This window comes from Actinomadura latina NBRC 106108, from assembly GCF_001552195.1.
Lineage (GTDB): Bacteria > Actinomycetota > Actinomycetes > Streptosporangiales > Streptosporangiaceae > Spirillospora > Spirillospora latina.
This window is the reverse complement of record NZ_BCQS01000001.1, coordinates 65430-87253: the sequence shown is the minus strand read 5'-3', so window position 1 is coordinate 87253 and position 21824 is coordinate 65430. Positions and strand designations below refer to the sequence as shown.

Below are 21824 nucleotides of genomic sequence, written 5' to 3'. Positions count from 1 at the left end.
ATGATCAGGATGGCAGTCGGTCCAACTGCCACAGAGAGGTGTTTTCCTCCATGTAACCCAGGAGCGCTTGGCCCTCTGAGGGCATCCGGCCGGGGCCGGAGAGGCAATCTATGACAAGCTGGCTCAAAGCAACCCGAAGTACCCCCGCGTCGTCTACGGTCCGCGCAAAAACTACCGGGTCGTGGGCCCGCAGTAGGAAAACATCCCCCCCCTTATCGACCCGCAACAAGCCGAGTTCGTCCCCGATTTCGTCGGGCAGGCGTGGTGTGCCAGCGGGGTGATACAGCATCAACTGCCCCCCCACAGCCAAAGGCGCCACCGCGCGCGCGGCATATGACCCTGTTAGGGCGATCTGCTGTCTGTATTCCTCAGGCAGTGCGCGCAGCGCCTTGAACACTGCCTCGATGCCGTTCGGGGCGATCATCCGTACGTAAGAGTTATGCCGCAAGAGTCGGTAACTCTCGGCACGGACGCGCAGTAGTTGCGGCCAGTCCACAAATGTGATGATCCGGCCCTCACGGCGGATCAGCAGTTGATCCTCCATGGTATCGAGGAGCCGGGAGACATAGGGCAGGCTGAGTTCGGTGGTATCGGCGAGTTCAGTGGCGCGGTACGGCGGGGTGACATCGGCGAGGAGCCGTACAAGCCGACCAGCTTTGAGTCCGGCCAGAGTTGCCTTGCTTCTACTGGCAGTCCTCGACTGCGGAGAGCGGCTTGCGCTCTGGGTGTAGATGGTGATGGCCGGTCGGGAGACTCGCAGGGACGCGTTTCCGGTCAGGTCGATGTACCCAATGCCGTACTCACGTAGCAGTGCTTGGACGCGTGGTGAGATCCAGGGGGCGATCACGACAAGGTTCGTGTAGTGGTTCACCTGTCGCAGCAGGCTCCACTTGGGCAGCAACTGCTCTTCCACCAAGCGGGCGGAAACGCTCCTCTTCAGGTCGATCATCAACTGGGTGAGGACACTGTCGCCATCCGCCTTCACCTCGACCAAGGCGTCCAACGGGCGGTCCCCCTTTGCCTCCTGCATGGGTGGCTGGACGGAGACCTGCCAGCCGGAGCCCAGCAGGTCGCGCAAGACGGTCAGCCCCTGCTCGAGGAGCGAGTCCGGAGTCAAGTCGTCGGGGCTCACCTTGTCATCTTGACATGAGGGCTCTGGTTCCATCCAGGCAAACTTGCTTGATTGGCCGACTTTTCTCGTCGAGGCAAGTTGGTGATCCAGGCAAGTTTGCTTCGATCGCCTACTTGCCTCGTCGAGGCAAGTAGGCGTTTTAGGCAAGTTACGAGTCAGGCCCCGGCGAGGGACCGGGGCCTGAGGGTTGAGGAACGGAGCCGGAACGGGGAGGGCTCGTTCAGCGGACCTTGGGGACGTTGCCGAAGAGCGGGGCGACCTGGGTCCAGCGGTGGAGCTGGCAGCCGTCCGCGCGGGTGAACTTGGTGTCGATGTCCTTGCCCTGCCAGGTGCCCTTCACCGTGGCGATCTCAGGACCGCCGTAGATGTCGGTGCACATGGCGTCCTTGGGGACGGGCTTGAAGGGTTCCTTGGCCTTGGTCAGGGCCGCGCATGCGTCGGCGGCCTTCGGATGGGTACCGCCAGGAGGGCCGCAGGTCAGCGTCCAGGTCTTGGCGGGGGCCTCCGCGGAGGCCCTGACCGTGATGGTGAGGGAGTCACCCGGGGTGCCGGAGGGCTGCACGGACATCGTGCCGGACGGCGCTTCGGCGGGGTTTCCGTTGGCCTGTTCATCGCCGCAGGCGGCCAAGGTCAGGAGCATGGCCAGCCCAGGCGCTGCGAAGAGAAGCGTCCGATACCGCATGCGTGATTCGACGCAGGGCGGGTGCGCGGGGTTCCATGGGGGTGTGTTGACGTCCTCCCTGAAGGCCGGGGATTCCAACCGTCCCCTATACGGAGAGGAGAGTGGGTTGAGGTTCGCGGTTCATCGGCCCGCCCGACGGCGTGCCTCCCCGCGCGGCCATCCACCAGGCGTGCTGTTCAACAGCCAGGTTCCAGACGTACCGGGCGTGCGAGCAATGCTCCAGCAGCCCCGCCTCCTGGGCAGGGGTGGGACACAGCCGGTACCGCGACACGCCCCGCAACCTACCGACCGCCACCGACAAAACCCGGACCGACAAAACCCGGACCGACAAACCAGGAGGCCAAAGTGCCGACGTGTTCCGCGTTTCCTCCCCGCCCTCAAGGACGGGGTCTCCACGCTGTAGGTATCCAATGAATTTCGGGGAAGACGTGCCGGCCGTGGGCGCGGCCGACGTTCCGCAGGACGGCTACCTGCTGGACGTCCGGGAGCAGGACGAATGGGATGCGGGTCACGCGCCCGAGGCCGTCCACATCCCCATGCGGCAGCTCGGCGATCGCGCCGGGGAGATCCCCCGCGACCAGGATGTCTTCGTGATCTGCCGGTCCGGGCAGCGGTCCGCGCAGGTGACGGTGGCGCTGAACCAGGCGGGCTGGCTGGCGAAGAACGTCGACGGCGGGATGAAGGGCTGGGCGGAGGCCGGGCGCCCGATGGAGGGCGCCGGCGACGGCCCGCCGTATGTGGCGTGATCTCCCTTTTGGGTGGTTGACGGTCGGTTGTACGATCGGGGCTGACCGATAACCGCGGGAGCTCGGGCCACAAGCCGGGCTGAGAGGGCGGCCGTGCAGGGCGCCGCCGACCGCATGAACCTGTCCGGGTAATGCCGGCGTAGGGAGCGTGCCCCGTGACGTCCGATGTCGAGAAGCGCCCTCGGGACGAGCGGCCGAACAACGAGGTCCCCTTCACCCTCGACGAACCCGCCCCCCGGGTCCTCGGGTTCTGGGACCAGAGCGCGTTCTGGGCCAACCTCGGCGTCAGCCTCCTGGCCTTCTCCGGTGCCTACACCGTCCTCGCGCCGGACGCCGACGGCAGGCCGACCATCTCCATCATGGCGGGCATCGTCGCCATGGCCGTCGGGACGATCATCGGCGGGCTGATGCTCGGGCTCGCCGCGGTCCCGGGCGCCCGCACCGGGCAGCCCGCGATGGTGCTGCTGCGCGGCCTGTTCGGCGCGCGGCTGTCGTACGCGCCGACGATCCTGAACATCGCGCAGCTCGTCGGCTGGGGGACGTTCGAGCTGATCGTCATCGCGGACGCGGCCCGTGAGCTGTGGGACGGGGTGCCGCGCTGGGGCTACGTGATCGCCGCCGGAGCGATCACCACCGTGCTGACGGTCTGGCCGCTCGGCTCGGTGCGGCTGCTGCGCCGGTACGTGACGGTCGCGGTGGCGATCGCGCTCGTCTACTTCTACGTGGAACTCGTCCGGCAGCCGCTGCCCGACCTCACGCAGGGCTCGTGGGGCGGCTTCTGGATCGGGGCGGACGCGGCGCTGGCCGTGTCGATCTCCTGGGTGCCGGTCGCCGCCGACTACACCCGGCATTCCCGGACGGAACGGGCGGCGTTCGGCGCGGCGTCCGTCGGCTACTCGGTCACGCAGATCATCGCCTACGTCCTCGGCCTGCTGGCGCTCGCGCTGGTCGCGGGCGACAGCACCCGGATCTTCGACCCGTTCCTCGGCGCCACGCTCGGCGTGGTCTTCTTCGCGATCTTCGTGCTGCGGGAGGCGGACCAGTCGTTCGCCGACACCTACTCCACCGCCGTCTCGATCCAGAACCTCTTCCCGCGCGCCGACCGCCGGGTGCTGAGCGTGCTGCTCGGCGCGGGCATCACCGTCCTCGCGCTGGCCCTGGACATCGGCGACTACGCGGGCTTCCTGACCCTGATCGGCTCGGTCTTCGTCCCGATGCTGGGCGTCCTCGCCGCCGACTTCTTCCTCGGCCGCCGCCACGACCCGCGCGCGGAAGCCTCGCCAGGCGGCGAGGGAGCGGCGGCGTCCGGCACGGACGCGGCGCCGGCTGAGGCGGGGGCCGTGCCATCCCCCGCCGGCGCCCCTGCCGAGAGCGCCGGGGCGTTGTCCAAGGCGGCGGCCGCGGCGCCGCTGGACGGGTGGGACGTTTCGCGGCGGGCGCCGTCGCGGTGGGGGATGATCGGCGCGTGGGCGGCCGGCTTCGTCGTCTACCAGCTGATCAACCCGGGCACGGTCGAGCACTGGGCGGGGTTCTGGCGGGACGTCCAGGCCGCGCTGCACTTCGTCCCGCAGAGCTGGATGAGCGCCTCACTCCTGTCGTTCCTGGTCGCCGGGGTCGCCGCTCTCCTCATCGGCAGGGTTACTAGGCGGTAGCCTTACCAAAAGGTAAGGTGCACGTGGCAATTTACGATGCAAGTTACCCGGCGGCGTGCCGGAGTCCGGTGGCACGATGACTGACGTGTACCAGCACGTCCATGATCCGATCGCGCGGGCCGTCATCGAGAGCGCCGCCGACGCCATCGTGGCCGTCGACCAGCGGCATCGGGTGACCGTGTGGAACCCGGCCGCCGAGCGCATGTTCGGCTGGAGCGCCGCGGAGATGATCGGGCGCGTCCCGCCGATCGTCCCGGACGAGCTGAAGGCCGAGCACAACGCCGTCCAGGAGCGGCTGCTCACCCGGCCGGCCGGCGAGGGCGAGAACGGGCAGATCTCGATCGCGACCCGCCGGTTCCACCAGGACGGCCGCCTCATCGACGTGCGCATCGACACGAGCCTGCTGAAGGACCCGAGCGGGACGATGCTCGGCTGGATGGGCGTGTACCACCCGGTCGAGGAGGACGAGATCGTCCAGCACCACATGGCCGAGCGGGCCCGGCTCGTCCGTCGGCTGAACGACATCGTCGCCGACCTGAACGCCGAACTGGACCTCGGCGTCGTCCTCGACCGGATCACCACCGCGCTGCTCGAGCTGACCGGCGCCGACGCGGGCGGGTTCGTGCGGATCGAGGGCGAGAGCCTCCGGCTGGTCAGCATGTCCGGGCTGCCCGAGCACATGCGGGGCCGGACGGCGGAGCTGCGGACGAGCCTCGTCGGGGAGCTGCTGCGGTCCGGGAAGACGGTCAAGCTCGCGACCGGTGAGCGGCGGCTCGGCGACCTGATCTGGTCTGAACTGCCCGGTCTGCACACGATCGCGCTCGGCCTGTCGTACCTGCAGAACCGGCCGTACGGGGCGCTCTACGCGCTGTTCTCCGGCAGCAAGGCCGGGCACACCGAGCTTGAGCTGCTGGAACTCCTCGCCGGGCACGCCGGCGTCGCGGTCGGCAACGCCGTCGCTTACGCGGAGGTCGTCCGGCAGCGGGCGCACGAGCGCGCGGTGATCGACTCCAGCGCCGACGGCATCGCCGTCCTCGACCACGACCTCGTCGTCCGGCAGTGGAACCCGGCCGCGCACGTCCTCACCGGCATCCCGCCGGAGGGCGCGATCGGCCGCCCGCTGCCGTTCGCCATGCCGGGGCTGGGCGAGATGCTGACGTTCCGGCTGGAGTCGGGGACGTGGCTGAACGTGCTGGCCGCCGAGATCGAGGAGACCGGCGAGCTGGTCGTCGACTTCCGCGACGTGTCCGAGGCGAAGGCCCTCGAAGAGGCCAAGGACCTGTTCCTCGCCACGACCAGCCACGAGCTGCGCACCCCGATCACGGTCGTGCAGGGGTTCGCGTCTACGCTGGTCAACCGGTGGGACGAGATGGCCGACGCCGACCGCCGCACCGCCGTCGCCACCATCGCCGAACGCGCCCAGTCGCTCGGCCGCCTGGTCGAGCACCTCCTCCTCGGCTCCCGCGCGGGCGCCGACGAGCTGGCCGTGACGATCGAGTCGTTCAACCTGACCCGGGTTCTGGAAGGCGTCGTCGCGGGTTTCCGGTCCCTGTCGCCCCTGCACCGCGTCGAGCTGGAGATAGAGCCCGGTCTGCCGTCCTGCAGGGGGGACGCGATGGCGACCGACATCGTGCTCGGCCAGCTGCTGGAGAACGCGTTCAAGTACTCCCCGGACGGCGGGACGGTCAGCGTCCGCGCCCGCTGTGAGGGCACCGACATCGTCGTGACGGTCGAGGACGAGGGGATCGGCATCCCGGCCGGCGACCATGAGCGCATCTTCGAGCGGTTCGTCCAGGGCGAGTCGGGGGACCGCCGCCGTTTCGGCGGAATCGGACTCGGTCTCTACATCGTCAAACGGCTGACGGAGGCACAGGGCGGGAGAATTTCAGCCCATCCGGCTGAACGTGAGACAAATCACATGGAATCACGCAAAGTCTCGATACGCGCCGAAGCGGCCGAAATGGAACGAACCATAAACCCTCCGCACACGCTCCTGCGGACCGCGGACGGCCGCGGACCCGCAGGTGGCGCGCGTGCGGGCGACGGAACATGCATGCGCCTCGTGCTGCGCGGCGCCGGCTGACCGCCCGTTGGCCACTCACCGTGAGGACACTCCCTCCCCGGTGGCCGGTGAGACCGTTGTGACCTGGGCGTTCAGCGGACTCGACGGGTGGCAACCTTGGCTGGTGCGAGAAAGTACGGTGACCGCAGGGTGTGATGGACGAAACGAGCGCGGTAGGCATGAGTCCGCCGTCGGCTGGATAGATCTTTGATGGTTGCCGTTGGTGACGAGATTCCGTTCGGGGGTGATCACCGTGACCGAACGACCGGTGACTCGTTGTGCAGGTGATGCACTCGATCGTCTGGGTTTCCGGCCTTGGACATCAGGGCATTTCGGTCGTACCGGAAGAGCGACGGCGGGACTCGTCCGAGTAAGCGGAACCACGGGGAGGTGAGGGCGTCGAGCGTCGTACTGCTGCCACACGCACCGTCCAGCGTCGCGGTCGCCCGCAGGCGCCTCAGCTCGGAGCTGGCCGGCTCGGGGGTCTACGAGTCGGTCGTGGACGACGCGAGCGTCATCGTCAGCGAACTCATCAGCAACGCGCTCCGGCACGCGCGCCCGTTGCCGTCCGGCCAGGTCAAGCTCTGCTGGCTGCGCCGCGGCGACCTCCTCGAACTGGAGGTCAGCGACGGCGGCGCCATGACCGAGCCCCGGCGCGGCCCGGGCACGCTGTCCTCGCTCGGCGGGCGCGGACTCGGCATCGTCGAGGCCCTGTCGGACGGCTGGGGAGTGCGCCACGAGGACGGCTCCACCACGGTCTGGGCCGTCCTGCGCACTCCCAGGTCAGGCGCCGAGAACGGAAGATCCGCCCCCGTCGGGATGCATGCCGTCCCCGATCTGGCCGACTTCCCGGACCTCCTGGACGAGCCGGACGAAGATCTTTGCCACCGAACGAGGAATGGAACGGCCCCAAGTAGGGCATATCCGGCTTAGGAGGACCCCGCCTGGAAGGAACCCCGCCCTACCTTGTATGGTCCTCCCAAAGCTCGGGCGATGTCGTGCCCCCGTCGACACCGCCCGAGCTGTTTTTATTTCTTTGCTCTCGGCGTCGGCCCGGGGCCTCCTTCAACGACAAAGTGCGATCGCTGGCATCGACTCCGACTCGCCTAGCGGCTCGCAGCGCGATCAGGTTCTCGCTTCGTCGCGGAGGGTCGGGCAGGACATGCACCGGGGGCCGCCCCGGCCGGTGCCCAACTCGCTGCCGCTGATCCGGATCACTTCGATGCCCGATGCCTCTAGCTGGGCGTTCGTTTCTATGTTGCGTTCGTAGGCGACGCATAGGCGGGGCGCTACGGCCAGAGTGTTGTTGCCGTCGTCCCATTGTTCGCGTTCCGCGGTTACCGGGTCCAGGCCGGTGTCGATCACCTTGAGGCGGTCCAGCCGCATTGCTTCGGCCGCGGCTTCGAGGAAAGGACGCGGTTCTGAGACGCGTAGGTCGCCGTTGGCGAGGGTGACCTTGTGGGCCATCAGGGAATGGGCGACCGGCGGGTACATGACGACGGTGTCCACGTCGACCATGGTGCAGACCGTGTCGAGGTGCATGGTCGCTCGTTCTTGGGCGATGGGCACCGCTAGGACGGTGTGCGCCAGGCCGGCGTCGAAGACCTGGCGTGCCAGGCGTTCTACGCCGGCGGGGGTTGTGCGTTCGCCGGTTCCCACTGCGATCACGCCGGGGCAGAGGAGGAGGACGTCGCCTCCCTCGACGTGTTCGAGGGATGGCGAGTAGACCGGTTCGACGCCCGCGAAGCGGGGGTGGTGGGCGTAGACCAGGGCGGTCAGGGCCGACTCGCGGCGGCGGGCTTCCATGGCCAGGCTCGTCACCGCCACTCGGTCGCCTATCCAGGTGCTGTTGTCGCGGGTGAACAGCAGGCCGGGGAGCGGGTCGATGATGAAGTCGAGCGTGTCCATGAGGCGGTAGACCAGGCCGTGCCCCAACTTGAGCTCCTCGTGGGCCAGGCCGCCGATCAGGGTCTGGGTGAGGTTCTCCGGGTCGAGGTCGCGCAGGTAGTCCTCGACTATGCGGCGGAGCTGATCGCCTAGGCGCAGGTCGATGACGGCGTCGGCTATCGCCTGGTCCCGGGCCGCCTCGTATTCGAGGGCGTCCTGCAGCAGTTCGGTCAGGTAGAGGACCTCGACGCCGCGCGAGCGGAGGGCCTCCGCGAACGCGTCGTGCTCCTCCTGGGCGCGGCCCGCCCAAGGGATCGCGTCGAACAGCAGTTTGTCGCTGTTGCGCGGGGTGAGGCGTTTCAGTTCCGCGCCGGGACGATGCAGGAGGACGGTCCGCAGCCGTCCGACCTCGCTGGTGACCCGGTGCTGGTGCGCTGTCTTGGCTGCCGTCACTCTTCGCAGTGTATGTGCCAGCATGCGAGCGTGATCGGAAGGACCGCGGCGCTGCCGCTTCACCTGACGTCCGCGACGATGCTGCGGGTGTCGGCCGAAGGCGTTGCGACGGCGCTGGTCCTGACGGTCGAGGCGCGGACGGGGAACGCCGCCACCGCGGGGTATCTGCAGACCGCCATGACGCTCCCGTACGTGCTCAGCGGGCCGATCATCGGCAACGCGCTGGACCGGGTGCGCAGGCCGCGTTCCGTGGCGGTCGTGCTGGCCGCCTGCTACGCCTTCGCGACCGCGCTGCTGCTGGTGATGGCGGGGAGTTCGCCGCTCCTCCTCGCGCTGTGCGTCGCGGCGGTGATCGGGTGCACGGAGCCGATCGTCGTCGCGCTGACCAGTCTGCTGCCCCGGTTCGTCCCGGCTGGACGGCTTTCGCGTGCCTATGGGCTGGAGGCGTCGAGCTACAACCTCGCCGGTATCGCGGGACCGGGCCTGGCGGCGGGCCTGGCCGCGCTCGCCGGAGGCCAGTACGCGGGGACCGCTGTGATCGCGGTCGGGGTCGTGGGGCTGCTGACGCTGCCGCTGCTTCCCTTCCCGGGGCCGGACGTGAAGTCCGCGGGTGGCACGGAGACGGCCTCGCCGGACGGGCCGCGCTGGACGTCGGTGATCACGGGCGGGCTCGTCGTGCTGGCCGAAGGGCGGGTGCTGCGGGCGCTGACGGTGGCCACCACGCTCGCCTGGACGGGATTCGGCGGCGTCGCGGTCACGGCGGTGCTGCTCGCGGAGCACATCGGGGCGCCGCCGAGCGCGGGCGGGCGGCTGCTCGTCGCGCTCGCGGTCGGGTCGCTGATCGGGTCGCTCGCGTCCAGCCGGTGGCTGACGCCGAAGCACGCGGAGCCGGTCATGCTCGCCGGGCTGGTCGCGTTCGGCGCGGCGCTCGCGGCCCTCGCCGTGACCCCGTCGATGCCGTGGGCGACGGCGGCGTTCGTCGCGGCCGGGATCGCGGAAGGGCCGGTGTTCGCGGCGACGCTGATGCTCCGGCAGCGCGAGTCGCCGCCCGACCGGCTCGGCCAGGTCAACACGACGGCGGGCAGCCTCAAGATCGGCGCGTCGGCGGTGGGCGCCGCGCTGACCGCCGCCGCCGCGGACGCGATCGGGCCCGTGGGGCTGGTGCTGGCGATCGCCGCGTTCCAGTTCGCGGGCGCCGCCGCCGGGCTGGTGCTGCTGCGCGCGACCTCGGCGTGAAAACCGGTCGACTTCCCGCATACCGCTCCGTAGTGTGCGGGGCATGTTCTTCGCAGCCGGCACCAGGACGCTCGCGGGCACCAGCCCGCTGAGCGCGGTGCCGGCTGCCTTCTCGGCAGTCGCAGCCGCCGCGGTCGTCGCCGGCGGCCTGCGAAGCTGACCCCTCTCCGTCCCGCCCTTCCGGAGAACCAGCGGAGGGGGGTGGTCGCAAGCACGGGTTCTCACCGGATCCACCAGTGAGGACAAGGCCGATGGCCAAGCAGCTATACGAGCGCGACAAGCCCCACCTCAACATCGGGACGATGGGGCACGTCGACCACGGCAAGACGACGCTGACCGCGGCGATCACGAAGGTGCTCGCCGAGCGCGGGCTGGCGTCCGCGGTGCCGTTCGACCGCATCGACCGCGCCCCCGAGGAGCGCGACCGCGGCATCACGATCAACGTCGCGCACGTCCAGTACGCGACCGCGACCAGGCACTACGCCCACGTCGACATGCCCGGGCACGCCGACTATGTCAAGAACATGATCTCCGGTGCCGCGCAGGTGGACGGGGCCGTTCTCGTCGTGTCCGCGCAGGACGGGGCCATGCCGCAGACGCGCGAGCACATCGTCCTCGCGCGGCAGGTCGGCGTCGAGCACATCGTCGTCGCGCTGAACAAGGCCGACATGGTCGAGGACGCCGAACTGCTCGACCTGGTCGAGCTGGAGGTCAGGGAGCTGCTCTCCGAGTACGGGTTCCCCGGCGACGAGGTGCCGATCGTGCGGGTGTCCGGGCTGCGCGCCCTGGAGGGCGACCCGTACTGGACGGCGCGGATCGGCGACCTGCTCGACGCGATCGACGGCTACGTGCCCGTCCCGCGGCGGGTGCTGGACAAGCCGTTCCTCATGCCGGTCGAGAACGTCCTGACGATCACCGGGCGCGGCACGGTCGTGACCGGGGTCGTGGCGCAGGGCGCGATACGGCTCGGGGACGCCGTGGAGGTCGTCGGGCTCGGCGAGTCGTTCGGGTCCGTCGCGACCGGGCTGGAGACGTTCGGGCAGGCGATGGACCGGGCCGAGGCCGGCGACAACACGGCGATGCTGCTGCGCGGCGTCAAGCGGGACCAGGTCAGGCGCGGGCAGGTGGTCAGCGCGCCGGGCGCGATCCGGCCGCACCTGCGGTTCCGGGCGCGGGTCCGGGTGCTGACCGCCGGCGAGGGCGGACGGTCCAGGCCGTTCTTCCACGGCTACCGGCCGCAGTTCCACTTCCGCACGACGGACGTGGCCGGGGCCGTCGACCTCGGCGGCGACGGCGGCATGGCCATGCCCGGCGACACCGTCGAGATGGTCGTCGAGCTGGGCAAGCCGGTGGCGATGACCGAGGGGCTCGGCTTCGCGATCCGCGAGGGCGGCCGGACGGTCGGCGCCGGCACGGTCGGCGCGCTGCTCGACTAGCGCGCCGCTCGAGTCGGGGGGCGGGGGTCCGGCGGAGGTATCCGCCGGGCCCCCCTAGTCTGGGGCGTGCGGAACAGTCGTCACACCAGGAGTGACCGCCCGGTCGCGTGAACCGCTGGCGGATGCGATCTTGATGTGGTGAGATTCCGGCATCACCCCCGCAGATAGCCCCCTTCTGGAGAATGTGTGCGATCCCCCCGCGCCCTGATTCCTCTGCTCTCGGTCTGCGCCGCCGCCGCGGTCGTCGCCGCGGCCGCCACCGGCGCCAGCATCGAGGGCCTGCCGGGCGGTGGCGGCCCCGCCCACGCCGACGCGCCCGCGCCCCGCCCCGCCGCCGTGACGATCAACGCGGTCACCTGGAACGTGTGCGGCGGCCCCGGCTGCCCGTCCGGCGCGGCGCCCGCGAAGCTCACCCGGCAGGTCGTCCAGCGGCTGCGCGCCACCGAGGTCGGCGGACGCAAGGTCAGGACCAACGCCGTCCTCCTGCAGGAGGTGTGCGAGGGGCACGTGCGCGCCTTCAAGAAGACCATGGGCACGTGGACGTGGGCGTTCGGCGCGTCCCCCGGCGGCGCGTCGTGCGCGCAGGGCCAGGGCAGGGCCGGCGTCGCCATCGGCACCGACGCCCCGCTCACCGGGACCCGCCAGGTCAAGCTCCCGGCCCCGGCCGGCCGGGCGCGCCTCGCCCTCTGCGGCGAGGTCCCGTCCTGGACGACCCGGGTGTGCGTCACGCAGCTCAGCCCGGCCGAGGGGAACGAGTGGCGGCAGAAGGAGGCCCGCGCTCTCGCCACCCTCGCGGGCAGCGGCCGCGTTCTCATCGGCGGCGACCTGGCCGCCGGGCCGGAGAGCCCGGCCCTCGACCCGCTCTACGGCGCCTACGCCGAATGCGACCAGTCCGGGGCGTCCCGGACGGGCGCGAAGACCCGGCAGGACTGGCGGGGCACCGCGGTCGAGAAGACCGACTACCTGTTCATCACCAAGTCGGCCGCCGTCTCCTGCAGCGTCCCCGCCACCCGCACCAAGGCGTCCGACCACCGCCCCATGTCCGCCGAGATCCGCTTCCCGTGACCGCGCCGCCGGGGCCAAGGCAACTCCCTGACCCCGGCGTCTGAACCTCGGCCGGCGGCGACCCCGGCAGTGCCTAAGACACTCCCCGGTCCTTGTCCTGCCAGTACGGGGCGCGGAGCTCGCGCTTGAGGATCTTGCCGGTGGGGTTGCGGGGGATCTCGTCGCGGCGTTCGACGGAGCTCGGGCACTTGAAGTGGGCCAGGTGCTCGCGGCAGTAGTCGATGAGGTCCTGCTCGGAGACGTCCGACGTGAGCACGACCAGCGCCTTCGGGGTCTCGCCCCAGCGCTCGGACGGGACGCCGATGACCGCGCAGTCGGCGACGTCCGGGTGCCCCATCAGCACGTTCTCGATCTCGGCCGGGTAGATGTTCTCCCCGCCCGAGATGATCATGTCCTTGACGCGGTCGTGGATGTAGAGGTAGCCGTCCTCGTCGAGGTAGCCGACGTCGCCGGTGCGGAACCAGTTGTCCTCGGAGAGGGCGGTGGCGGTCGCGTCCGGCATCCCCCAGTACCCCTTCATGTTCTGCGGGGTCTGGCAGAGGATCTCGCCGACCTGGCCGGCGGGCACCTCCTCGCCGGTGGCCGGGTCGACGATCTTGAGGGTGGTGGTGGCGTTGGCGAGCCCGGCGCTGCGCAGCCGGTGCGTGTGCGGGCTGTCCGGGTCGTGGTCGGCGGCAGGCAGCATCGTGATCGCGCCGGTGACCTCCGTCAGCCCGTAGACCTGCATGAAATCGGTGCCCGGCAGCATCCGTATGGCGCCGCGCAGCACGTCCTCGCTGATCGGGGACGCGCCGTACAGGACGAGTTCGAGGCTCGACAGGTCGCACTCGGCGACCTCCGGGATCAGCTGCATGAACTGCAGCAGCACCGGGACGAGGAAGATGTGCGTGACGCGGCGCCGGTCGATGGCCTGCGCGATCAGGGTCGGGTCGGGCTCGCGCGCGATGACGCCCGTGATCGTGTTGTAGACCGCGGAGACGGTGAGGATGTTGCCCGCGACGTGGTACATCGGCATCGCGACCATGAGGACGGACGACTCGTCGATGTCCCACACGTCGGTGGTCACGTCCAGCGCCGCGAGGAAGTTGTCGTGCGTCAGCATGACGCCCTTGGGGAGGCCCGTGGTGCCGGACGAGTAGAGCTGGACGAACACGTCTCCGGTGTCGGGCTTGTGGTCGGGCGGGGTGTCGGACGCCCCGTCGATCCACGCGGCGTAGTCCTCGTAGGCGTGGTCCGAGCCGTCGATGACCACCATGCGGGTGGTGTGTTCGAGCTTGCCGGCGATCGCGTCCAGGACCTGGACGAACTCGGGCCCGACGATGAAGACCTTCGCCTGCGCGTTGTTGACGATGTAGGCGACCTCGTCCGGGGCCAGCCGGTAGTTCACCGGGACCTGGACGGCGCCGATGCGGGCCGCGCCGAACAGCTGCTCGGCGTATTCGAGGGAGTTCTTGTCGAGGATCGCGACCCGGTCGCCGTGCCCCACGCCCGCGGACACGAGGGCGTTGGCGACCTGGTCGGCACGCCGGTCGAAGTCACGGAAAGTGATCTCCGCGTCGCCCGCGATGTACGCGACGCGATCGGGATGTGAGCGTGCGCGATCGCGCAGCACCTCTGTCAGACCCGGCACGATTATTGTCCCTTCGCCGATGACCGCCTGGTTATCCGGCATCATGCGGTCACCGGCGACGCCCCGCAAGGGGGATGAGCTGCTTGCCTACCGGCTTTTGGACATCTTGGACACGGCGGTCACAGCGAGTACCACGATGACGGCGACGAGTCCGATGAAGAAGAAGAACTTCAGCATCGAGATGATGGCGCCGACGACGGTCATCGCGAGCCACACCGCGAGCACCACGCCGATGATGGTCAGGATCGTCTTACCCATGCCCCCACCGTATGCGCCCTCCCCACGAAGCACATCACCCTTCCGAACGACTCAGACCCCCACCGCACGGCGGATCCGACCCTGACGTCCCCCGGCCCCGGACCCTGAGCCGCCCCAGGGCCGCCCGGACGGTGCATCGGCGATCAGCCGCTCGCAGGTCGTGCGGGTCAGGGGCGCATTCCTTACAGGGTGGTGACGGGAGGGAGCGGCGGCGCCGGGAGCCGCTTAGCGTGTGGGGGTGAACTCCGTGACCCCCGCCGGACGCGTCCTGGTGGTCGACGACGATCCGACGGTGGCCGAGGTCGTCGCCCGCTACCTGGCCCGCGACGGGCACGAGGTGGTCTGCGTGGCCGACGGCCCGACCGCGCTGCGCAGGGCGCTCGACCAGCCGCCCGACCTCGTCGTCCTCGACCTGATGCTGCCCGGCATGGACGGCCTGGAGGTCTGCCGGAGGCTGCGCGAGACCTCGACCGTGCCGATCGTCATGCTGACGGCGCTCGGCGCGGAGACCGACCGGCTCGTCGGGCTGGAGACCGGCGCCGACGACTACGTGACGAAGCCGTTCAGCCCGCGCGAACTGGCGCTTCGCGTGCGGTCGGTGCTGCGCCGGGCGCGCGGCGCGCTCGTCCCGACCGGGTCGTCCGGGCCGCTGCGCGACGGCGATCTGGTGGTGGACGTCAGCGCGCACGAGGCGCATCGCCGCCGCCCCGGGCAGCAGGGCGAGCGGCTCGCGCTCACGTCCCGCGAGTTCGACCTGCTGGCGTTCCTCATGCGCCACCCGAGGCGCGCGTTCACCCGCGACGAGCTGCTCGAACGGGTCTGGGACTGGACGTTCGGCGACTCGTCCACGGTCACCGTCCACGTCCGGCGGCTGCGCGAGAAGATCGAGGACGACCCGACCGCCCCGCGCCGCATCGTCACCGTGTGGGGCGTCGGCTACCGGTACGAGCCCATCCGGGACGAAGCATGATGATCCCCTTCGAGGACCTCCTGTGGGTCGTCTTCTACTCGGTGCTCGCCGCGTTCACCGTCGCGGCGGTGGCGCTCGGCGCCCTGTTCCGGCTGCGCGGACGCTCGGTCGCGACCCAGTTGACCGTCGTGGGCGTGGCGACGGTGCTGGCGACGATCTCCGGCATCCTCGTGATCTCGTTCATGATGGTGCTGAACGAGCATGACCGGGCGGTCGTGCTCGCGGTGGTGACGTCCGCCGGCGTGGTCGCGATGGCGGTGTCGGTCCTGCTCGGCCGCCGCCTGGTGGCCGCGAACCGGACGCTCGTGGAGGCCGTCCGCGCGGACCGGTTCCGGCCGCCCGCCGCGCGCCTGCCCGCCGAACTGGCCGAGCTGTCCCGGGAGCTGGAGGCCGCCTACGACCGGCTGGCCGCGTCCCACGCGCGCGAGCAGGCCCTTGAGGCGAGCCGCCGCGAGCTGGTCGCCTGGGTGAGCCACGACCTGCGCACCCCGCTGGCCGGCCTGCGCGCGATGGCCGAGGCCCTGGAGGACGAGGTCGTCGCCGATCAGGGCACCGTCCAGCGCTACCACGGCCGCATCCGGGTCGAGGCCGAGCGGCTCACGGAGATGGTGGACGACCTGTTCGAGCTGTCCCGGATCCACGCGGGCGCGCTGCGGCTGTCCCGTGCACGCGTCGGCCTCGCGGACCTGGTCGCGGACGCGGTCGCCGGCACCGAGGCCCTCGCCCGGGCCAAGGGGGTGCGGCTGCACGGCGACGTCCGGGAGGGCCTGCCCGTGCGGGTCGACGCGGGGGAGCTGGGCCGCGCGCTCCGCAACCTGGTGGTCAACGCGATCCGGCACACGCCGAGCGACGGCGCCGTCGAGATCATCGCCGAGGTCAGCGGCGGGGAGGCGCGGGTGACGGTGGCCGACGGGTGCGGCGGCATCCCCGAGGACGACCTGCCGCGCGTGTTCGACGTGGCCTTCCGCGGCGCCACCGCCGGAGGGGCCGCCCGCACTCCGGGCGGCGGCGCGGGCCTCGGCCTCGCCATCGCGCGGGGGATCGTGGAGGCCCACGCCGGGCGGATCGGCGTCGCCAACGACGGCCCCGGCTGCCGCTTCGAGGTCCGCCTCCCGCTCACCGCCTAGCGCCCCCATGCGGGCCGGGCGTGCGGGTGCGGCGGCGGGGCGTGCGGGCATGGTGAGGCGGGCATGGTGAGGCGGCTGGACGCCGAAGAGGCTAGGGGTCGAGGGATTCGGAGATCATCCGGAAGGTGGGGCAGGGCCAGCGCGACATGCAGGCCCGGCAGCGCCGGATGGGCCGGTCCGGGTCGCTGGTGATGCCGCCGGACTCCTGCGCGCGGTGCAGGTCGAGCAGCCGGGCGCCGAGGTCGGCGAAGGCGATGACCTCCTCCCGGGCACCGGCGAGGAAGGCGAGGTCCTCGCGGGACAGGCGCGTCCTGATGGGGATGAAGCCGTTGCGGTTGACCAGGCGGGACAGCACCTGGGTGGACGTCCGCCACGAGCTGGACTTCGCCGAGCGCGCCCGGATCGTCTCCAGGCGTTCGCGCAGCCGCGTCTCTCTCGGATCGGCCATGTGTTGCACCCGCTCAGCCTCTCTCACTCCGGGCCCCCGTGCGGCGCGAACCGTGGAGAACACCCGGCTGGGAACACGCCGTCGGCACCTGAAATCAGGACAATACCGTCTGTAGTAATCAAAGCGTACGGGGCTGGCAAGGCGGCGACACGCCCCGGAAACGCCCATGGCGCAGGGGAGTTGGCGGACAGCCTGGCCCCGGGGCCGTTCGCGAGATAGTGTGCCGGACGTGGAGCTAAATGTCTCGACCGCGTCTCAAGGAGGTCACGCCGTCGTTACGGCGACCGGCGAACTGGACCTGTACACCGCGCCCAGGCTGCAGGCGGCCCTCGCGGGGCTGCTCCGCGAGCAGGCGACCCTCATCGTGGTCGACCTGAGCGGCGTCGAGTTCTGCGACTCGACGGGCATGAACGTGCTGCTGTCGGCCATGAAGCGGCTCAAGGAGCAGGGCGGCTCGCTGGAGCTCGCCGCCCCGCGCCCGGCCGTCCGGCGGATCCTGCAGGTCACCGGGCTCGACACCGTCTTCACCGTCACGGAGAAGGCACCGGTCCTGGACGCTGGCTGAACCGCCGGCGACCGGACCGTCCGATCGGACGGCGGCCTGCGGGTGAACCCCGGGGGTCGCCGCGTCGGCGCGCCGGTAACGGTTCGCGGCGGCATTCCACCCCGCACGCCCGTCCCGGACTACCATCGCGGATATGCACGACGTAGCGGTGATCATCCCGGCCAAGGACGAAGCCGACCGCATCGCGGCCACGGTCAAGGCCGCGCAGGAGCTTCCCGGCGCCGACCTCGTCGTGGTGGTCGACGACGGCTCGTCCGACGGCACCGGGCGGGCGGCCCGCGAGGCCGGGGCGCGGGTCGTGCGGCACAGCCGCAACCGCGGCAAGGGCGCCGCGATGGAGACCGGCGCCGAGGCGGCCCGGCTCCTGGACGGGCTGGACGCCGAGGGCCGCGATCGGCCCCGCCACCTGCTCTTCCTCGACGCCGACCTCGCCGAGACCGCCCGCGAGGCCGCACCGCTCGTCGCACCCGTCCGGGCCGGTGACGCCGACATGACGATCGCGGTGTTCACCACGACGGTGAAGCTCGGCGGGCACGGGTTCGTCGTCCGGCTGTCCCGCGAGGGGATCCGCCGCGCCACCGGCTGGGAGCCGGACGCGCCGCTCAACGGGCAGCGCTGCCTGACCCGGGCCGCGTTCGACGCGGCGCTGCCGCTCGCCGCCGGGTTCGGCGTCGAGACGGCGCTCACCATCGACCTGCTGCGGCAGGGGTTCCGGGTGCGGGAGGTCGAGGTGCCGCTCGCGCACCGCGCCACCGGCACCGACTGGCGCGCCCAGCTGCACCGCGGCCGGCAGTTCCGGGACGTGGCGAGGGCGCTCGCCGTCCGCGAGCCGGCGGTGGCGCGGCGGCTGGGCCGGCTGCGCGGCAGCCGCCGGTGACCCGTCGTCTCGGGACGGGCGGGCTGTGGGGCATCGGGGTCGGCATCGCCTGCTTCCTCGGCACCGCCCTGCTGGGCCCGTCGGTGTTCGAGCCGGATCTGGAGGGCTCGCGCGGCCAGCCGCCGTACTCGCTCGTCGTCCATCCGTCGCCGTACCTGGTGATCGGGCTGGTCGTCGCGGGGATCGTCGCGAGCACCGCGGGGCTCGGGCTGTGCTTCGCCGCCGTCCGGAAGGGCTGGCGCGTCCCGGCGCTGCCGCTGGTGATCGCCGGGCTGCTGGCGGCGGTCGCGTTCATGTGCATGCCGCCGGTCGGGTCCACCGACCACCTGAACTACGCCTCGTACGGGCGCATGGCGGCGACGGGCCACGACCCGTACGTGACCAGCGCCGACGACCTGTCGAGGGACCCGGTCGCCGGGGCGCCGGAGGAGTGGCGGACGACGCCGTCGGTCTACGGGCCGCTCGCGACCGGCGAGCAGGCGCTGGCCGCGTGGATCGGCGACGGCTCCGTCCGGCTGACCGTGTTCGTCATGTCGGTCGCGAACGTGCTCGCGTTCGCGGTGACGGCGCTCATCCTCTACCGGGCGTCCAGGACCGGGGAGCGGCGGCTCCGCACCGCGCTGCTGTGGACGTGCAACCCGCTGGTGCTGTTCCACCTGGTCGCGGGCGCGCACAACGACGTCCTGGCGATCGCGCCGATGGTCGCCGCCCTGGCCGTGTTCGGGCGGCGGGCCGGATGGGTGCGCGCCCTGGCCGCCGGCGCCCTCGCCGGGGTCGGCACGGCGATCAAGCTTCCGGCCGCGCTCGTCGCCGGCGGGCCCGCCTGGGCGCTGCTCCGCGAGCGGCGGTGGCGGTCGCTCGGCCGCCTGGCCGCGCTGGCCGCCGGCGGCGCGGCCGTCACGGTGATCTCCTACGTCCTCGCCGGGCCGCACGCGCTCGACCAGGTCCGCGAGGCGAGCAACATGGTGTCGTTCGCGACTCCCTGGCATCTGCTGGACGAGTCGCTCGGACGCGGCTCGCAGCGCGACATCATCAAGATGGGCGCGATGCTGCTCGGGCTGGCACTGTTCCTGCTGCTCGTCCGGGCGCTCCCCAGAGTCGACGCGGAGGAGCACCAGCGCTTCGCCGTCGCGTTCGTCCTCGCCTGGCTGCTCGTCGCGCCCTACGCGCTGCCCTGGTACGACGGCTTCGGCTGGGCGCTGCTGGCACTGCTCCCCTGGACGCGCATCGACTGGATCCTGCTCGCCCACACCGCGGCCCTCAGCCTCGCCTACCTGCCGGCCCGCGCCCCCGCCCGCATCCGGCTGCCGGACGACCTGGAGTGGCTGTTCACCGTCGTCAGGCCGACCGTGATTCCGTGGACTCTTCTGGCGATTCTGACGGCGCTGGTGGCGGCGTGTCTGCGTTCCTCAGGTCGATCTCCAGCGACCGGAGCCCGGCCGCGAGCATCAGCGGGGTCGCCAGGCTGAACGCCACCGACAGGATCACCACGCCGGAGTCGTTCACCAGCGTGCCGATGACGCCGACGGCCAGCGCGCAGATCAGCGCCGGCCGCATCGACAGGCTGTGCTTGTAGGCGCCCTGCAGCAGCGAGACCCGCCACCGGGTGGGCCGCGCCAGGACGAAGAACAGGAACACGACGGCGGCGGCGACCGCGAGCGTGTACGGCCAGTACCCGAGGCTGTTCAGCATCGCGTTGAACTTGCGGGTGACGATGCTCCAGGCGTCCCCGTCCATGAGGTCCTGCCAGAACCGGCCGAGGTGCGTCGGGTTGGCGCTCCGCGCGTTCAGGTAGGAGATGAACAGCACGATCACCGCGCCGGCCGCGAAGAAGATCCCGAGCCTCAGCGCCGAGACGCGCTGCCCGGCGACCATCAGGCCGAGCATGGCGAACGCCGGGACGATCGCGAGCACGCCGCCGAAGTCGCTGCCGAACGCGGGCAGCCCGTCCACCAGGACGGCGAACACCCCGATCACGGCGACGATCCCGACCGCGATCTCCTTGCGGCGCCGGCGCAGCGGGTACTCGGTCAGCCACGCCGCCGTCAGGATCGCGGCGACCGCGAACAGCGAGAACGCCTGGTTGCCGAATCCGTAGAACCGGCCGGCGACCAGCGCCGTGTAGCCCATGAGGGTGTTGAGCTGGAGGTTCGACCCCGTCATCACGTCCAGCGCGAGGACGACGCCCGTCACCCCGGTGATCACCAGCCCGGGGACGACCACGGAGCGGCGCCACGGCCCGGCGAGCGCCACGCCCGTCAGCAGCCCGGCGAAGCCCAGCACCGTGCAGATCAGGACCGGCGTCGGATGCTCGGCCCGCCACCACGGCAGCAGCCCGGCGAGGAACGACGCGCCCGGCGCCGCCCCGCCCAGCAGCGCTATCACGCGGGTGCCGCCCAGTATCCGCGCCCGCGACCGGCGGTCGCCGCCGAGGCGCCGCAGCGCGAGCACCGCGACCCCGTACAGGACGAGCTGCGTCGCGAACAGCACCCAGTAGAAGGACGTCTGCACGGTGCGGATCGCCTGCGCGGCGACGTCCTCGTCCACGAGGGCGTCGACCCGCTCCTGCGTGGACGCCTTCGACGGCTGCGACTTCCACACCGACCCGATGGCCTGCTTCGGCTGCCGCAGCCCGAGCAGCTTCATCGCCGTCGCGGTGACGTCGGTGAGCGTGGCCAGGCCCTCCTGCCGGGTCGCGCTGGACGTCATGAAGCCGGGCTCGTACCCGTCGCCCTTCGCGATGGCGACGCGCAGATGCGGGTCGACGCCGATGTCGGACAGCCCCGCCAGCAGGATGGTCGTGCCCTGGGGGACGCCGGTGACGACCTGGGAGACCCGGCGGTCGGCGGCGCGCGCGGCGGCGGCGCGCTTCTCCTCCGACAGCGGGATCTGGTCGCCCTTCGGGTCGACGCCCGCGTCGATGTAGCCGCGGAACAGTTCGTCGACGTCGACCGCGGCGAGCGGGCATCGCACCCAGTCCGCGGCGGTGACCTTGTCGGGGGACGCGACGTAGCGGTCCACCCGGCCGCCGCCGTTGCCGACGCCGAACACCGCGCCCGGCCCGACGGCCATCGTGCAGCCGCCCGCGTTGTGGACGGCGTCGCCGAGCAGCCCGATCTCGGCGTGGTAGTTGGTGCCCGCGTTGTCGCTCTTGATGGCCGGCCAGCCGGCGGCGATCGCGCCGTCCTTCGGCACCGGGCCGGTCGGGGAGTCCTGGCCGGGGAGGATGGGCGCGGACGGCAGCGCGCAGTCGCCGTGCGGCAGCCGGGACCGCTGCCCCGCCGACACCGTCAGCCAGCCGTCCGTGGGGCAGGTGTTGACGCGGGTCGTCCGCACGCTGAGGCCCGCCGCGGAGCCCTCCGCCGTCAGCCCCCACAGCGCGGGGGTGTTCTGCCGGGTGATGTCGCTCCACATCAGCCCCGGCACCCCGATGATCACGACCCGTCCGGTCGCGGCCCGGGCGTCGGCCTGCGCGGGAAACCACCCGAGAACCCCGGTCAGCACCGTGGCGAGGGTCGCGAGGAACACAGCGATCTTCGGTCCCCGGCGCATCATGGCGTTCAGGGTACAAGAGCGTTACTACCGTGCAGGGGCCATA

At 71.3% G+C, this 21824-nt stretch carries 19 protein-coding genes and 1 pseudogene; 12 read left to right on the top strand and 8 right to left on the bottom strand.

The features are described 5' to 3' along the window. Window positions 1-4: 4 nt before the first annotated feature. The 3 genes from AL2_RS00410 to AL2_RS38385 all read right to left on the bottom strand — a co-directional run bounded on the left by AL2_RS00410 (window position 5) and on the right by AL2_RS38385 (window position 2085). Complete coding sequence (locus tag AL2_RS00410) at window positions 5-1132, bottom strand: helix-turn-helix domain-containing protein (RefSeq protein WP_210748028.1); 1128 nt, start codon at window positions 1130-1132, stop codon at window positions 5-7. 220 nt (window positions 1133-1352) lie between these two features. After that, the gene (locus tag AL2_RS00405; RefSeq protein WP_245666226.1) at window positions 1353-1772 is read right to left on the bottom strand and encodes an SSI family serine proteinase inhibitor; all 420 of its coding nucleotides are present in this window, start codon (window positions 1770-1772) and stop codon (window positions 1353-1355) included. 127 nt (window positions 1773-1899) lie between these two features. Continuing rightward, on the bottom strand, window positions 1900-2085 hold the full coding sequence (locus AL2_RS38385; protein ID WP_210748029.1) for a helix-turn-helix domain-containing protein: 186 nt from the start codon (window positions 2083-2085) through the stop codon (window positions 1900-1902). Window positions 2086-2224: 139 nt separating this feature from the next. Between AL2_RS38385 and AL2_RS00400 the strand changes: the two genes are divergently transcribed. From AL2_RS00400 to AL2_RS00385, 4 genes are all read left to right on the top strand, one after another. Beyond that, the gene (locus tag AL2_RS00400; RefSeq protein WP_067627813.1) at window positions 2225-2560 is read left to right on the top strand and encodes a rhodanese-like domain-containing protein; all 336 of its coding nucleotides are present in this window, start codon (window positions 2225-2227) and stop codon (window positions 2558-2560) included. Window positions 2561-2715: 155 nt separating this feature from the next. After that, window positions 2716-4212, top strand: coding sequence for a purine-cytosine permease family protein (locus AL2_RS00395; RefSeq protein WP_245666224.1), 1497 nt, complete (start codon window positions 2716-2718; stop codon window positions 4210-4212). Window positions 4213-4288: 76 nt separating this feature from the next. Further along, window positions 4289-6295 (top strand): sensor histidine kinase, encoded by a 2007-nt coding sequence (locus tag AL2_RS00390; RefSeq protein ID WP_083945796.1) that lies wholly within the window; start codon window positions 4289-4291, stop codon window positions 6293-6295. 369 nt (window positions 6296-6664) lie between these two features. After that, window positions 6665-7207, top strand: coding sequence for an ATP-binding protein (locus AL2_RS00385; protein WP_245666222.1), 543 nt, complete (start codon window positions 6665-6667; stop codon window positions 7205-7207). A 192-nt stretch (window positions 7208-7399) separates the two neighbouring features. Here AL2_RS00385 and AL2_RS00380 read toward each other — a convergent pair whose 3' ends face one another. After that, window positions 7400-8614 (bottom strand): arginine deiminase, encoded by a 1215-nt coding sequence (locus tag AL2_RS00380; protein ID WP_245666220.1) that lies wholly within the window; start codon window positions 8612-8614, stop codon window positions 7400-7402. Between the two features lie 30 nt (window positions 8615-8644). Here AL2_RS00380 and AL2_RS00375 point away from each other — a divergent pair, with 30 nt between their 5' ends. The 3 genes from AL2_RS00375 to AL2_RS00365 all read left to right on the top strand — a co-directional run bounded on the left by AL2_RS00375 (window position 8645) and on the right by AL2_RS00365 (window position 12351). Further along, window positions 8645-9850: an MFS transporter gene (locus tag AL2_RS00375; protein ID WP_067627806.1), complete on the top strand. Its 1206-nt coding sequence runs from the start codon at window positions 8645-8647 to the stop codon at window positions 9848-9850. Window positions 9851-10101: 251 nt separating this feature from the next. After that, a complete protein-coding gene (tuf, locus tag AL2_RS00370) occupies window positions 10102-11286 on the top strand; it encodes an elongation factor Tu (RefSeq protein ID WP_067627802.1) in 1185 nt (394 codons plus the stop codon). A gap of 186 nt (window positions 11287-11472) precedes the next feature. Beyond that, a complete protein-coding gene (locus tag AL2_RS00365) occupies window positions 11473-12351 on the top strand; it encodes an endonuclease/exonuclease/phosphatase family protein (RefSeq protein ID WP_067627798.1) in 879 nt (292 codons plus the stop codon). A 73-nt stretch (window positions 12352-12424) separates the two neighbouring features. On the opposite strand, the gene AL2_RS00360 is transcribed toward AL2_RS00365, so the two are convergent. Together AL2_RS00360 and AL2_RS37945 are read right to left on the bottom strand one after the other, a co-directional pair. Continuing rightward, on the bottom strand, window positions 12425-13981 hold the full coding sequence (locus tag AL2_RS00360; protein WP_083945794.1) for a long-chain-fatty-acid--CoA ligase: 1557 nt from the start codon (window positions 13979-13981) through the stop codon (window positions 12425-12427). Between the two features lie 87 nt (window positions 13982-14068). Beyond that, on the bottom strand, window positions 14069-14239 hold the full coding sequence (locus tag AL2_RS37945) for a hypothetical protein (RefSeq protein WP_168444622.1): 171 nt from the start codon (window positions 14237-14239) through the stop codon (window positions 14069-14071). 238 nt (window positions 14240-14477) lie between these two features. Here AL2_RS37945 and AL2_RS00355 point away from each other — a divergent pair, with 238 nt between their 5' ends. Together AL2_RS00355 and AL2_RS00350 are read left to right on the top strand one after the other, a co-directional pair. Next, window positions 14478-15209 carry a response regulator gene (locus AL2_RS00355; protein ID WP_067627791.1) on the top strand — a complete coding sequence of 244 codons (732 nt, stop codon included), beginning with the start codon at window positions 14478-14480 and terminating at the stop codon, window positions 15207-15209. After that, window positions 15206-16336: a sensor histidine kinase gene (locus AL2_RS00350; protein ID WP_245666218.1), complete on the top strand. Its 1131-nt coding sequence runs from the start codon at window positions 15206-15208 to the stop codon at window positions 16334-16336. Before AL2_RS00355 ends, AL2_RS00350 begins: the two co-directional genes overlap by 4 nt. Before the next feature lie 91 nt (window positions 16337-16427). On the opposite strand, the gene AL2_RS00345 is transcribed toward AL2_RS00350, so the two are convergent. Further along, window positions 16428-16784 (bottom strand): hypothetical protein, encoded by a 357-nt coding sequence (locus AL2_RS00345; protein ID WP_067627787.1) that lies wholly within the window; start codon window positions 16782-16784, stop codon window positions 16428-16430. Between the two features lie 229 nt (window positions 16785-17013). Here AL2_RS00345 and AL2_RS00340 point away from each other — a divergent pair, with 229 nt between their 5' ends. The 3 genes and pseudogenes from AL2_RS00340 to mptB all read left to right on the top strand — a co-directional run. After that, window positions 17014-17349 (top strand): STAS domain-containing protein, encoded by a 336-nt coding sequence (locus AL2_RS00340; RefSeq protein WP_067627952.1) that lies wholly within the window; start codon window positions 17014-17016, stop codon window positions 17347-17349. A gap of 133 nt (window positions 17350-17482) precedes the next feature. After that, complete coding sequence (locus tag AL2_RS00335) at window positions 17483-18226, top strand: glycosyltransferase family 2 protein (RefSeq protein ID WP_067627785.1); 744 nt, start codon at window positions 17483-17485, stop codon at window positions 18224-18226. Then, window positions 18223-19377 (top strand): annotated as a pseudogene (gene mptB / locus AL2_RS39985) (polyprenol phosphomannose-dependent alpha 1,6 mannosyltransferase MptB); the annotation flags it as partial. The gene AL2_RS00335 and the pseudogene mptB, both read left to right, overlap by 4 nt. Window positions 19378-19564: 187 nt before the next feature. On the opposite strand, the gene AL2_RS38910 reads toward mptB, so the two are convergent. Beyond that, window positions 19565-21781, bottom strand: coding sequence for a hypothetical protein (locus AL2_RS38910; RefSeq protein WP_067627780.1), 2217 nt, complete (start codon window positions 21779-21781; stop codon window positions 19565-19567). Window positions 21782-21824 lie beyond the last annotated feature (43 nt).